The organism is Methylovulum sp., assembly GCF_028687615.1.
Classification (GTDB): Bacteria; Pseudomonadota; Gammaproteobacteria; order Methylococcales; family Methylomonadaceae; genus Methylovulum.
The window spans coordinates 139,244-151,727 of record NZ_JAQTZU010000008.1 but is presented as its reverse complement, the minus strand read 5'-3'; the positions used below and the strand labels follow the sequence as shown (position 1 = coordinate 151,727).

13 protein-coding genes are annotated in these 12,484 nt (G+C 47.1%); 5 read left to right on the top strand and 8 right to left on the bottom strand.

Translation table 11 applies throughout. The annotated features are described in order from the left end of the window. Positions 1 to 128: 128 nt before the first annotated feature. From PHH59_RS06945 to PHH59_RS06930, 4 genes are all read right to left on the bottom strand, one after another. Positions 129 to 383: a hypothetical protein gene (locus PHH59_RS06945; RefSeq protein WP_300013249.1), complete on the bottom strand. Its 255-nt coding sequence runs from the start codon at positions 381 to 383 to the stop codon at positions 129 to 131. An 82-nt stretch (positions 384 to 465) separates the two neighbouring features. Continuing rightward, positions 466 to 603 carry a hypothetical protein gene (locus tag PHH59_RS06940; RefSeq protein WP_300013248.1) on the bottom strand — a complete coding sequence of 46 codons (138 nt, stop codon included), beginning with the start codon at positions 601 to 603 and terminating at the stop codon, positions 466 to 468. A 3-nt stretch (positions 604 to 606) separates the two neighbouring features. Beyond that, positions 607 to 1,287, bottom strand: a complete 681-nt coding sequence (locus tag PHH59_RS06935; RefSeq protein ID WP_300013246.1) for a hypothetical protein — start codon at positions 1,285 to 1,287, stop codon at positions 607 to 609. Between the two features lie 10 nt (positions 1,288 to 1,297). Continuing rightward, on the bottom strand, positions 1,298 to 2,296 hold the full coding sequence (locus PHH59_RS06930; RefSeq protein ID WP_300013244.1) for a hypothetical protein: 999 nt from the start codon (positions 2,294 to 2,296) through the stop codon (positions 1,298 to 1,300). A 213-nt stretch (positions 2,297 to 2,509) separates the two neighbouring features. Here PHH59_RS06930 and PHH59_RS06925 point away from each other — a divergent pair, with 213 nt between their 5' ends. Next, positions 2,510 to 2,908 carry a gamma-glutamylcyclotransferase family protein gene (locus PHH59_RS06925; protein ID WP_300013242.1) on the top strand — a complete coding sequence of 133 codons (399 nt, stop codon included), beginning with the start codon at positions 2,510 to 2,512 and terminating at the stop codon, positions 2,906 to 2,908. Here PHH59_RS06925 and PHH59_RS06920 read toward each other — a convergent pair. The 4 genes from PHH59_RS06920 to PHH59_RS06905 form a co-directional block, all read right to left on the bottom strand. Next, positions 2,901 to 3,170, bottom strand: coding sequence for an acylphosphatase (locus PHH59_RS06920; RefSeq protein WP_300013240.1), 270 nt, complete (start codon positions 3,168 to 3,170; stop codon positions 2,901 to 2,903). The genes PHH59_RS06925 and PHH59_RS06920 overlap by 8 nt on opposite strands. Then, positions 3,158 to 5,365: a bifunctional 23S rRNA (guanine(2069)-N(7))-methyltransferase RlmK/23S rRNA (guanine(2445)-N(2))-methyltransferase RlmL gene (rlmKL, locus tag PHH59_RS06915; RefSeq protein WP_300013238.1), complete on the bottom strand. Its 2,208-nt coding sequence runs from the start codon at positions 5,363 to 5,365 to the stop codon at positions 3,158 to 3,160. Before rlmKL ends, PHH59_RS06920 begins: the two co-directional genes overlap by 13 nt. Before the next feature lie 198 nt (positions 5,366 to 5,563). Next, the gene (locus tag PHH59_RS06910; RefSeq protein WP_300013236.1) at positions 5,564 to 6,040 is read right to left on the bottom strand and encodes an FKBP-type peptidyl-prolyl cis-trans isomerase; all 477 of its coding nucleotides are present in this window, start codon (positions 6,038 to 6,040) and stop codon (positions 5,564 to 5,566) included. Positions 6,041 to 6,085: 45 nt separating this feature from the next. Beyond that, a complete protein-coding gene (locus PHH59_RS06905) occupies positions 6,086 to 6,691 on the bottom strand; it encodes a transglycosylase SLT domain-containing protein (RefSeq protein WP_300013234.1) in 606 nt (201 codons plus the stop codon). Positions 6,692 to 6,768: 77 nt separating this feature from the next. Between PHH59_RS06905 and PHH59_RS06900 the strand changes: the two genes are divergently transcribed. From PHH59_RS06900 to PHH59_RS06885, 4 genes are all read left to right on the top strand, one after another. Beyond that, positions 6,769 to 7,395 (top strand): PilZ domain-containing protein, encoded by a 627-nt coding sequence (locus PHH59_RS06900; RefSeq protein WP_300013232.1) that lies wholly within the window; start codon positions 6,769 to 6,771, stop codon positions 7,393 to 7,395. Between the two features lie 202 nt (positions 7,396 to 7,597). After that, on the top strand, positions 7,598 to 8,827 hold the full coding sequence (locus tag PHH59_RS06895; RefSeq protein WP_300013230.1) for a pyrophosphate--fructose-6-phosphate 1-phosphotransferase: 1,230 nt from the start codon (positions 7,598 to 7,600) through the stop codon (positions 8,825 to 8,827). Positions 8,828 to 9,489: 662 nt separating this feature from the next. Further along, positions 9,490 to 10,131: a copper(I)-binding protein CorA gene (gene corA, locus PHH59_RS06890; protein WP_300013228.1), complete on the top strand. Its 642-nt coding sequence runs from the start codon at positions 9,490 to 9,492 to the stop codon at positions 10,129 to 10,131. 168 nt (positions 10,132 to 10,299) lie between these two features. Next, on the top strand, positions 10,300 to 12,474 hold the full coding sequence (locus tag PHH59_RS06885; RefSeq protein WP_300013226.1) for a cytochrome c peroxidase: 2,175 nt from the start codon (positions 10,300 to 10,302) through the stop codon (positions 12,472 to 12,474). Positions 12,475 to 12,484: the final 10 nt, after the last annotated feature.

Here is a 12,484-nt window from a genome sequence, read left to right as displayed (position 1 = left end):
TACAACTTCAACCTGAAACTCAGGGCTGTTGGACGTAAGACCCCTTTTGATGCCGTCCTAAAATGGTATGATGAAAAACCAGATATTTTTATTATTAATCCTAACCATTTAAATGCGGGACTAAACAGTTAACTTGTTAAATTTGCTTTAATTGTCAAAATATCCTCTCTCGCTTGTTTTAAACTAAGATTTTTATTTATGTCCCTATAGCATTTTAATGCCAATAAATACTCATTGCGTATTAATAACTTTTTTACATTTTCAAGACATTCTTTACCTTTTAATGGATAAATTCCTAAAAAACGAAGCCAAGCAATTCTTACTATAAAAAAAATGCTTCCTAAAAAAATAATCAATAAAATAAAAATAATAATTAAGTTCATGTAAAAATTAATGTGGGATAGATAGAATTAATTATGTCCATGCTTTTATAAACTTTTTGAGGCCAAGCATAAGCGCATGGGGTCAACGCGGTAAGGCGCAATCCGTAGGGGGCAATAGGCGATAGCCGTATTGCACCGCATGTTGGATTTCAATCATCCGGCGCATTACGCTATCGCTAATGCGCCCTACGCGCTGAAACGTTTTTTCGTTGTATTGCATAACTTATCCTCCAACATGATCTTTGCATAAAATTAAAAACCACTGCGGCTCAATGCGCCGCAGCAAACATTCGCCAGAGGCCCAATCTTCCGGCCAATCCTGATCTAGTTGGGGCAACACCCGCCAAGGCCGATATTTTCCACTGGCAAACTGCATAGCTCCCAAAAGAACCCCATGCTCAATACGCGGTGCGGGCAGGGGGAAATACACATACCCTTTCAGCCGGTTGACCCAAGGCCATTCTTTTCCTGCTCCTGCGATGTACATGGTGCTATCAACCAAAAACTTATAAGCCCATTCACGGTTATTGGCAGACAAAATTGAAGGTGATGAATCATAAACATTTGGTGGCCAAATTATCATCTTATAGACAGCATAAATCCCATGACGAGTTTTCCATTCTAAATTACTGTAGTCACTTGAATAAGAACCACGAGATAATGCCCGCTCCTTTATTGCCTCTAACTCATTATTGTAAGCATAGAAACGCTTGATCATTTCTTCATCGGTAGGCAATTTTTTGAAGTTATGAGCCGGATGGTAATTAGCCCAGGTATCCCAACATCTGGAAAAATATTCAAACCCCTTACACGCACCTTCGGGATCGAGATTTCGAACTTGCCAATAAGCCGAAAACACAATCAAAATCGCCAGCCATTTTAATAATCTAAAAATAGTCTTCATGTCAGCCCCCTTAGCAGGTAAGGCGCAATTGCGTATTGCGCCGAACACACCGCATGGGGTCAGGTCTTGCATTATCATATTCAAAACACCTGTGTGTTATTTTGCAAGACCTGACCCCATATTCTGTTGTATTCTGTTGTGGTGAAGAGGTAGTTGCTGGAGTAACGCTGGAATCGGCCTGCGGCTTTGTTGCAAAGCCTAAAGTTGTGGCACTGACTCGATCTTGAATATCTTTCCAATGTGGCAATAGCCCGATGCGATAATGGACATCGAGCATAATGTTTTTTGCTTTTGGCAACAAAAACTGTTGGTTACAGGGGGCGGCATGGTGATTGGCGTTGCTGCATTCAATATAAGTGTCAACTTCACCACGCCTATTGCGGTGATAGTAGATATTTTTGTCGCCAATATCGTGATCGTGGGAAGATTTTTCATAGCCATAAACCTCGTAAATACCCAAGTCGTATAAAGTTTCAGATACCGCACGGTAGCCGTGTTTGTCTTTCAGTTGTTCAATAGGAGTGACACCATCGTTCATTTTCGGCCATTTGGTCGTGATTGTTCCTTCCAAGATGCGCGTCAAAGACCCTGCATCGTGTGGTACATAATCATCCGCTCCAACATCCAACCACATCGTGTTATAGATATTGATTTTACGCCGTTGCTCTGGTGTTTCGTCATGTACCAAGGCCATATCCGGGTAACGCACTTCAAAACCAAAACTGCGGAATTTCGATTGCAAGGTCCGCACGGGTGGCGGGCCTTTCCGTGGGGTCAAAAAATGCGGGTCGTCCTGGTATTCGACAAAGCGGGCGATGCCGGGCGGGATGGCAATGGGGATGCCGCCCAAGTCGCCTACGGTGGGTTTATGGGGCAGGTCGTTGTAAGTCATTGCCTTGCCCATCCGGTAGAAAGGCTCAAAGGCCTGATACCAGATAAAAGCCGTACCGCCTACGAGCAGCAGCGTTAAGATGAGGAGAAACCAAGCAATTCGTTTTAGCCAGCGCATGGGGGCATCTATCCTGTGAACATTAACCCAAAAGTATAGGTGACAACTAACATCTTTTCTAATGAGTCAAATTGTTGCATCCGGCACTTATGGGGTCACGACTGGGGTCACTCGGAAGAAAGGGGTCAGGAAGAAAACCAGGTAGCATTTGTAATTTGCCTGATTGCCAAATTCGTTAAAATGGCGTAACTCTGAAAGTAATTTAACACCCTCATGCCCGAATTCTTTTTTGCCTACGGTACATTACGCAACGGCATAAATTCCCCAATGTCAGCATTTCTGGCAAACAATACGGTTTATTTGTCGCAAGCGTTTATGCGGGGGCAATTGGTTGACGTGGGCCAATACCCTGGAGCGATAGAATCCATCGTAGCGGACGATAAAGTGTGGGGTGAGGTTTACCAAATCCTCAACGCCGGGACTTTATTTGCCAAGCTGGATGATTACGAGGAATGTTCGGCACGGTTTGCCAAGCCGCATGAGTATGTGCGTAAGGCCGTGCCTGTTTATCTGGACAACGGTAAGGTGTTGATGGCTTGGTGCTATATTTACAATTTTAATACTGACGGACTCAAGCGTATTGAGTCAGGCGACTATCGGGACATTATTTAACTTGGAAACTGGTCAGTGCCTCATCGGCTTCCAAATCAATGATGTCAACTTGATCGACACGGGCGGTAATAGGGCCTTTGTGGCACCATTTGATGAATTGTTCTATCACGGGATGCTCGGCTTCGGCGATGATTTCAACCCGTCCATCAGCTAGGTTCCTGACACTGCCGTGGATGCCGAAATGTTTGGCTTTGTTTTGGGTGAAGACGCGAAAATACACGCCCTGGACGCGCCCTGACACCAGAATTTTTACTCTACGCATGGCTTGACAATCCTCCAGCAATAATGGATTTTGGGATGGCGGGCAAAATCTTCGGGGATGGTGTCCGCGCTTATGTCATCTATTGTCAAACCGGACAAAGCTTCGGTGTCGAGCTTGAACCGCTTGAAATTGGTCGAAAAATACAACACGCCTTGCGGGAAGAGCAGCTTAAGCGCGTTGTTTATCAGCGTTACATGGTCGATTTGAATATCAAACACATCATCCATGCGTTTGGAATTGGAAAACGTCGGCGGATCTAAAAAAATCAAATCATACTGCCGGGGCACCGGCTGTTTGGCTTCGTGCGCCAGCCAGTCCAAACAGTCGGCCTGGATGAATTCATGCCCGCCTGTCGTTTTGTTTAGGGCCAGGTTGTTTTTTGCCCAATTGATATAGGTGTTGGACATATCGACGGTGGTGGTCGCTTTCGCGCCGCCCACGGCGGCATGGACCGTCGCGCTGCCGGTGTAAGCAAACAGGTTGAGGAAACGTTTGTCTTTGGCTTGTTGTTGGATCAGCAGACGCACGGGGCGATGGTCTAAAAAGAGTCCGGTATCCAGATAATCGGCAAAATTGACCAGTAATTTACAGCCGCCCTCTTCCACTTCATAAAATCGCGCGGTATCGGCGAATTTTTCGTATTGGTCGGCGCTGCGTTGTTTGCGGCGGATTTTTAAAAAGACATTTTCACGCGGCACGTCCAACACTTTGGGGATTTCAGCTAGCAATCCCGCCAGGCGTTGATCGGCTTTGAGGCGGTCTATGGTTTTGGGCGGTTCGTATTCCTGCACATTGACCCAGGTTTGTTCGCCTTGGTAAATATCCACCGCCGCCGCGTATTCCGGCAAATCGGCATCGTAAACGCGGTAGCAGGTGATGTGGTTTTGCTTTGCCCATTTCGCCAATTTTTTGAGGTTTTTTTTCAGGCGGTTGGCAAACATTTGCGCATCGCTGCCGCTTTGCTCTTCTTGGCTGCTGGCAGTGACTTGCGCCAGCCTTTCTTCTTGATTTTGGGCTTTGGGGATAAAAAACGCGCGTTCTTCAATGGTCATGCGCAATAATTTACATTCGAGTGCGCCGTTAAACAGGGTGATCGGTTTTTGTGAGCGTATGCCCAAGCGGAAACCCAGTTCCGGGTCGCTGATAATCATCGCCGCTTGCCAACCCAAAAACTGGCTTTTTAAGGTTTCCCCAAGCGTTGTGTACAATTCGGCGGTGGCCTGTTCGTCGCCCAAACGCTCGCCATAAGGGGGATTGCAAATCAACAAACCGGGTTGCCAGCTTTCCGCTGGTGCGGCTTCGGCAATATCACGGCGTTCAACATGGATTTTATTTTGCAGCCCGGCGTTGGCGATGTGTTTTAAGGCGATGTTGACTGTGTGGCGGTCTTGGTCAAACCCGACAATGACGGGCAATTTTGTAAGACCGACATATTTGCGTTTCTCGGCTTCGGCACATAGTTTTTTCCAGCATTGGGCATCATGTTTTTTCCAGCCGTTAAAACCAAAATAATCACGCAACAATCCCGGCGCGTGATCGGCGGCAATTATCGCCGCTTCCAACAATAGTGTCCCCGAACCACACATCGGGTCAACCAAGGTACCGTGTTGTGCGGCAATTTTCGGCCAGCCACTGCGTAACAACAACGCGGCGGCAAGGTTTTCCTTGATCGGGGCTTTAATGGTGACATCGCGGTACCCGCGCCGATGCAGGCTTTCACCGGACAAATCCAGGCTTAAACGCGCGGTCTCGCCTTGCAAATAAATGTTGATGCGGATATTCGGCTGTTCGGTGTCGATAGTGGGCCGGGTGTTAAATTTTGCCCGCATTTGATCGACTATCGCGTCTTTGACTTTTAAGGCGCCAAAATGCGTGTGGTTAATCACTTCTGAATTTTTCGCGCTGAAAGTCACCGCGAAACTACCTTCGGGGTTGAGGTGCTCAGACCAGTTGATTTTTTGCACGCCATCATACAAATCCTGCTGGCTTTTGACGGTGAAGGTGCTTAACACCAACAAAATGCGGTTGGCAACCCGCGACCACAAACAAGCGCGGTAAGCCATTTCCAAATCGCCCTCAAACGCGGCCCCCGCCATCGTGGCCTTGATATTTTGGATGCCCAAGGATTTGAGTTCGTCCACCAGAATATCTTCCAGGGCTTTGGGGGTCGTCGCAAATAGTTGGTAAGTGGGCATGATCAATAAGGAGGGGAAGGATTTTCACTTACCGGACTGTTGCAATGCACAGCCGATAAGTGATTAGTATGGAACTACCGCTAAGTTCTGGACGATGCCACCAGTTAAGCGGACCGCATCGTTGCAGAGGGAATAGTAAATTATCTTTATTGGTTGGCCCCGCTCAATTCTAGGAGCCATGACTTGCGTCTAATGATTTTATTGTATTTTCAATAACTCAACATCAAAAATCAGTGCTTCATTGGATTCTATCGCACCACCGCCAGTTTCACCATAAGCGAGTTCGGAAGGGATGTAAAAACGGTATTTCGCGCCTTCTTTCATTAATTGCAAGCCTTCAGTCCAACCCGTAATTAGCGCATTGACAGGAAAACTAGCGGGTTCGCCACGGGAATATGAACTGTCAAATTCTTGCCCGTCAATCTTGGTGCCTTTGTAATTTACCAATACGGTATCCGTGGCTATCGGTGATTTTCCCTTTCCTGATGTTAATATTTCATATTGCAGGCCGCTTTTAGTCGTTACAATGTTATCTTTTTTAGCGTTGGCGGCAAGAAAAGCGACACCGGCAGCTTTGTTTTCTTGAGGTGTTTTGGCGTTCACTACGGAAAATAAGGTAATGCCTACAAAAATTGCCGTAACCATTGCCAGAATTTGCGTTTGATTTTTTCTCATGATTTCCTCTCTCATCAAAGTAAAAGAGGCTAGTTTATCAAAAAATCACTGATTGCTTGCTGTCATTTTGCATTCGCTTAACTGCTTTTGAAAATATCTGGCGCGGAGGGCGACCTTATCGGCCACCCGCCTAAGCCATACGGAACGTACATGCGTTTTTTGCTGGAAGCCACGATGGCCTTCATGGTAGGCCAGATATAAATTTTTGGCATCATTGGCGACGATGCCCAGTTTGGCGTGGCTGATATGGCAATACCAACCGATAAAGTCGGCGGCATCGGCAAAATCGTCACGGTCAGACCACCAACTGCCGGCCTTGTGCAAATAAACGTCCCACGTTTCATCTTTAGCTTGGGCGTATCCATAAGCACTGCTAGGGCGGAACCAGGGGACGATGCCCAGCAACCAAGTGCGGGGCGGCTTGGCATCGGCAACAAAGCGGGATTCCTGGTGCATAATTGCCATGATGACGGCTACCGGTATCCCCCATTTTTGGGCTGCTTTCTGGGCATCTGGATACCACCCGTCTTGCTCGACAAAAACGGCGCAGAGGTTATCACGGTTACTGGGCGGCAAGCTTGCACAACTTGCCAAGGCCAAACAAACCACCAAACAGATCAATGGAACAGCCAAGCGGGGCTTCACTAACATAAAAAATTCAACTAAACCATTTGAAAAAAGCTATTTTTAACACAACAGGATCTCACTAACTTTAAAAGAAGGTCAATATGAACAGTCCAACCCATCGCGCTTACCGAAAAAAAATCAACACACAAGGATGGATGTTCCTTGGCGGTGAAGTCCAGAAAATAACCGCTAAAAATATTTCCGTCACCGGAGTGCTGGTGCAATTAGAAAACAAAAACATGGCTTATGCCGGTAAACGTATCCTACAAAATTTGGCGGCGGCAAAATCGATTGATTTTTTATTTCCAAAACTGCGCCTGTCGGGTGAAGCTAAAGTGGTCAGGGTCGAATCTGCATCCAACGATCAAATAATGCTGGCAATGCAATTTAACCATCTCGCCAATAACATTGACCGTCCTGTTTTTAAACGCAAAAGCTACCGCAAAGAAATAGCCGTTCCTGGGCGGATTTTGCTCAACGGCGATTACCATAAATTTGTTTCGGTGAACATGTCATCGGGCGGGTTTATGCTTTGTCTGCCGGAAACGATAAGCATAGATAACAACCATGTCACCCACTTTGAGTTCGAGGGCTTAAAGCTGAAAGGCTTCGCTAAGATTATTTGGATAGCCAATCCTGAAGACACCCAAACGTTAATGGGCTTACAGTATGTCAAACCGCATAAAACGAAGGACAATGGCGGCAAAACCGAGGGCAAACTGCATTAAGCAGACGCTTAGCGCCAGGGCGTTTTCCGGTATGTAAACGATGCTTGGACAATATGCTAAAATTTCGTCCCGCCAGCTTACCGGATCAAGGCCAGGAGACTTCCCTCGCGGCGGCGGGATAAGCTGGTTCGAAGCCATATTTTCCAGTTCCCGTTTTCGATGCTGAAAACGGATTGAAACCACCTCACACCATAAAACTCTTATGAATAAACCAAAAAAAGTCGCAATTCTTACCGCAGGTGGTTTAGCCCCCTGCCTGAGTTCAGCCATCGGCAGCCTGATTGAACGTTATACCGAAATTGACCCCAGTATTGAAATTATTTGCTACCGTAGTGGTTACAAAGGCCTGTTGCTTGGCGACTCCTACGAAGTCACCCCGGAAATTCGCGCCAAAGCCGGTCTCTTGCACCGTTTCGGCGGCTCACCCATTGGCAACAGCCGCGTTAAATTGACCAACGTTGCCGACTGCGTCAAACGTGGCCTGGTCAAGGAAGGCGAAGACCCACAAAAAGTTGCCGCAGATCAACTGATTAAAGACGGCGTTGATATTCTGCATACCATCGGCGGCGATGACACCAATACGGCGGCGGCTGATTTGGCGGCGTTCCTCGCCAGAAACAACTACGGACTGACCGTTATCGGCCTGCCCAAAACAGTCGATAACGACGTTTATCCGATCAAACAATCACTGGGCGCATGGACGGCTGCTGAACAAGGTGCGCGTTATTTTGCCAACGTGGTTGCCGAAAACAACTCCAACCCGCGCATGTTGATCGTCCATGAGGTCATGGGCCGCAACTGCGGATGGTTGACTGCCGCAACCGCACTGGAATACCGTAAACTGCTTGACCGCAACGAGTGGTTGCCAGAACTGGGCCTATCGCGCGAATCCTACGAAGTCCACGCCGTGTTCGTCCCCGAAATGGCAATCGACCTCGCCGCCGAAGCCGGACGTCTGCGAGCGGTGATGGATACCGTTGATTGCGTCAACATCTTCGTTTCCGAAGGTGCAGGCGTGGATGCCATCGTTGCCGAAATGCAGGCCAAAGGCCAAGATGTCCCCCGCGATGCTTTCGGCCACATCAAACTGGATGCGATCAATCCCGGCAAATGGTTCGGCGAACAATTCGCTACGATGATCGGTGCAGAAAAAACTTTAGTGCAAAAATCCGGTTATTTTGCCCGTGCTTCAGCGGCAAATATCGAAGACGTGCGCCTAATCAAATCTTGCGCGGACTTGGCGGTGGAATGTGCATTGCGCCGCGAATCCGGTGTGATGGGCCATGACGAAGACCAAAATGGCGTGTTACGGGCGATTGAATTCCCACGCATCAAGGGCGGCAAACCTTTCAATATTGATACGGATTGGTTCGGGCAAACCCTAAGCGACATCGGGCAAGCGAAGGGCAGCAAAGTCGACGTTAGCCACTAACAAGCATCCATAGCAAAGCGGCAAATTCCGCAACATTTTGCACTTCACACCAAACCCCGAAGGTTGTTAAAACCTTCGGGGTTTTTTGTATGGCAAATTCAATATTTCATTCCCACCGACAATTCCCCCTCCCCCCGTCGAAAATCTCCTCAGCATCACTCTATCATTAGAGACCGCAAATATAAGCAATCTCTAATTAAACTATGTTAAATCACCTAATTTTAAAATTCACAGCCTATTAACATAATGATTAATAATAAAATATTTTCCACCTATTATTTTTCCGGCATAAAACCATGCAAATACTACGTTATTTTTATCAAAGATCGTGTCATATCACCCACTCCATAATTAAACTATGTTAAATAACATAGCACTGGATACAATTGAACATTAATATTATGATTTAATTGAATATTTTTTGTGGCATATATCATGCTAACACATAAGTGTGGGTTCTCTACATACATTGGCTGGATATTTCGGATAACAGCAAATCTAGTCAAACACTAGTACAAAACCCTCGCTGGTTGACTTTATCAATTCAAGCAATCAGGACTATAAAACACTGCGGCATTTTGTTCGTTAGCGACGACTTGGCAACAGGTTTGATTAATCTCTTTTAAATTACCCAATTATTTGATTACACAAAGGAAAAATCGATGAAATCCAATTTTAAATTGTTAGCCAAATTAACTTTATTAACAACAGCGGGTTTGTTTACGGCCTCCAGTTTTGCTGCAACCCAACCGGCTGAAATTACTAATTTTAATGCTAGAAGAACACATGATGTGTTCACAGTGAAAAGCAAAGGCTGGAGCGACCCTGCTTTCGGCGACATGGGTTGGACACATTTCTCCGACTGGGGTAGCTTTACAGCCAAAAGACACCAAAAGGTAACAATCAAATTAGTATCCGAAACGGTAGGCATACACCCAGGGGTTACGGTTTGGTTTCGTGGCGCAGATGACACGGCACCCGACAGCTATGTAGTCGATCATTTTTATCCACAGTACGCCAATTTTACTAAATTCGGTGCGGTTGATGAGACTACCGGTGAAAGCCTAGGCAATATCGTGATGCGTGTTGTCGCTTATGGTTATGACCAAGACGGTAACACCAAAGTCGTTAGACGCTTTAAAGGCATAAAAGACAACGTACCTGGCCAATTGGAATTGACTTTTACAGCACCCGCAAGAGGCCAGTATCAATTTGTAGTGGGTGGCATCAATCCTGATGCAGGTGTTGACAACACGCCTAAATACAATATTGACACGACAGTGACCAAGGTTATTGCTCCGTAAACCTAATTGCGGTCTTATTTATACGGCGTTGCCTTTGTAGGTCTTTAAATCTACAAAGGCAACCACGCCATAGATTATTTGCAGTGCAAAGCCACCGCCCTGATTACAATTCATCGTGTTGAGTCAATCAGCCCATAGACATAACAAAATAACCCGCAGGTCATTTTTATGAACACACATCACCGTGTCGGCACCGTATTTGCCAAACGGGCCCACACTATTTTTTTGCCCGGCATCGCCTTGTTGCTGGGAATATCGCTCAGCGGTGAGCTTGCCGCGCACGGTAACACCCCTCCTTCGCTAACAGGCGTTGAAATGCCGCCCACGCCCGGATTACTTGACGGAACGGATCCTATCGTTATCAACAAAACCACCGCCATCCAACTAGGCAAAGCATTATTTTGGGACACGCATGTTGGCAGTGATGGCATGGCCTGCGCGTCATGCCATTTTCATGCGGGTGTTGACGGACGCTTTAAAAACCAGCTTGCAACTGGAAAACTGCACAGAGGCGCTACGACACGCCTAAGCTTTGAAGCAACCGCATCAGGTGGAAGTGGCGGGCCAAATTACACGTTAAAACGTGGTGATTTTCCTCTTCATCAACTTGCCGATCCGCGTGATAAAGATTCCGCCGTGGTATTCACCACCGATGACATCGTTTCGTCAGCGGGTGTATTCCTGGCACGTTTTAACGGTCTAGGCCAAGGCAATACTGGTCTTGACGAATGTATATCCAAGACCGATGACATTTTTCATTTGGGCACGTTAAATACCCGCCAAGTGCAGGCGCGCCAAGCTCCCAGTGTCATTAACGCCGGCTTTAATTTCCGTAATTTTTGGGATGGACGGGCGAACAATATTTTTAACGGGGTTTCACCTTTTGGCCTGCGTGACCCTGATGCAGGCATCTGGGTTGTGCAAGCCGATGGCACGGTAAGCAAACAAGCCATCCAGTTGGAAAATGCGTCGCTCGCCTCCCAAGCCGTGGCTCCAGCGGTCAACAACTCCGAAATGTCCTGCAAGCAACGCGCCTTCCCTGACATAGCACGTAAATTGTTAAGCAGCCGCCCATTATTGGCACAAGAAATCCATCCTGAAGACAGTGTGCTGGCAGGACTGCGTGATGTGTCGGGCAAAGGTCTGGACACCTCATACGAAGCTTTGGTAAAAGCAAGCTTTGCACCGCGTTACTGGTCAGGTGCAGGTGAATTTGGCCAGCCCGCTGACAAAAAAGCCGCGCCTTATAATCAAATGGAAGCCAATTTTTCATTGTTTTTTGGTTTGGCATTACAGCTTTATCAACAAACCCTGATTTCTGACCAGACCCCTTTTGACACCCCACGTTTGCCTGGAAAAATCCCGCAGATGCCGGAAGGCCTTAATAAACAGCAAAAACGGGGCTTGGTACTTTTTCTAAATGCCCATTGTGCCATCTGCCATTCCGGCCCGACCTTGTCCGCCGCCGCCCACCCGCTCATTAATTTCATCACCCCACATTCAGGCGTCAAATCAGCGGCAGATGCTTTTTCCTCGCTACGGCTAGTCAACCGCAAGACCTTGAATGGTTCGTTTACGGGTCATGGAACGGTCAATGGCATGCTTGACGAAGGTTTTTTTAACACCAGTGTCACCCCCACTAACAATGATCCAGGCGTAGGAGGTAAAGATCCTTACGGTAATCCACTGTCTTTTAGCCAACAATATTTTAATCAGTTGCTCAACGGAACGCCTATGGTAGATCCCGTGGCGGTCAATTCCTGCGATCTGGACAACCCCTTTACCCAGGACTATCTTGACAGAGAATTGATCGACGACCCTTATATTGTCGGCAACTGTGGCACTCGTGGGATTTATGCAAAAATCCCTAGCGTTCCGGTGTTGCAGGCAGAATTGAAAAAATTACAACAAGGCCGGGCATTGCTCGCCATCAAAGGCGCGTTTAAAGCCCCGTCCTTACGCAATGTTGAGTTGACCGGGCCTTATATGCACAACGGTAGTTTGTTGACACTGGATCAAGTCGTAGATTTTTATTTCCGTGGCGGCAACTTTAAAAACTCCCACCATTTTGCCACTTTGGTATTCCAACAACCCATTTCGGACTCGGAAAAAGCCGATCTGGTCGCGTTTTTAAAGTCATTGACCGACGAACGTGTCCGTTGGGAACGCGCACCTTTTGACCATCCGCAAATTGTCATTCCACATGGTCACAAAGAAAGTGCCAATCTCCAACATCCAGAACTGGCGGCTGATTTGTTCCTAAAAGTACCCGCCGTCGGCAAAAATGGTCGTGATGCCGCCTTAGGGCCATTGAAACCTTTCGACAGCTTTTTAAGGAATTAGAAAAGACTAA

Bases quoted from the DNA above. Each gene is read 5' to 3' on its own strand.
- PHH59_RS06945 (WP_300013249.1), bottom strand. From the start codon at position 383: ATGAACTTAATTATTATTTTTATTTTATTGATTATTTTTTTAGGAAGC.
- PHH59_RS06940 (WP_300013248.1), bottom strand. From the start codon at position 603: ATGCAATACAACGAAAAAACGTTTCAGCGCGTAGGGCGCATTAGCGAT.
- PHH59_RS06935 (WP_300013246.1), bottom strand. From the start codon at position 1,287: ATGAAGACTATTTTTAGATTATTAAAATGGCTGGCGATTTTGATTGTG.
- PHH59_RS06930 (WP_300013244.1), bottom strand. From the start codon at position 2,296: ATGCGCTGGCTAAAACGAATTGCTTGGTTTCTCCTCATCTTAACGCTG.
- PHH59_RS06925 (WP_300013242.1), top strand. From the start codon at position 2,510: ATGCCCGAATTCTTTTTTGCCTACGGTACATTACGCAACGGCATAAAT.
- PHH59_RS06920 (WP_300013240.1), bottom strand. From the start codon at position 3,170: ATGCGTAGAGTAAAAATTCTGGTGTCAGGGCGCGTCCAGGGCGTGTAT.
- rlmKL (WP_300013238.1), bottom strand. From the start codon at position 5,365: ATGCCCACTTACCAACTATTTGCGACGACCCCCAAAGCCCTGGAAGAT.
- PHH59_RS06910 (WP_300013236.1), bottom strand. From the start codon at position 6,040: ATGAGAAAAAATCAAACGCAAATTCTGGCAATGGTTACGGCAATTTTT.
- PHH59_RS06905 (WP_300013234.1), bottom strand. From the start codon at position 6,691: ATGTTAGTGAAGCCCCGCTTGGCTGTTCCATTGATCTGTTTGGTGGTT.
- PHH59_RS06900 (WP_300013232.1), top strand. From the start codon at position 6,769: ATGAACAGTCCAACCCATCGCGCTTACCGAAAAAAAATCAACACACAA.
- PHH59_RS06895 (WP_300013230.1), top strand. From the start codon at position 7,598: ATGAATAAACCAAAAAAAGTCGCAATTCTTACCGCAGGTGGTTTAGCC.
- corA (WP_300013228.1), top strand. From the start codon at position 9,490: ATGAAATCCAATTTTAAATTGTTAGCCAAATTAACTTTATTAACAACA.
- PHH59_RS06885 (WP_300013226.1), top strand. From the start codon at position 10,300: ATGAACACACATCACCGTGTCGGCACCGTATTTGCCAAACGGGCCCAC.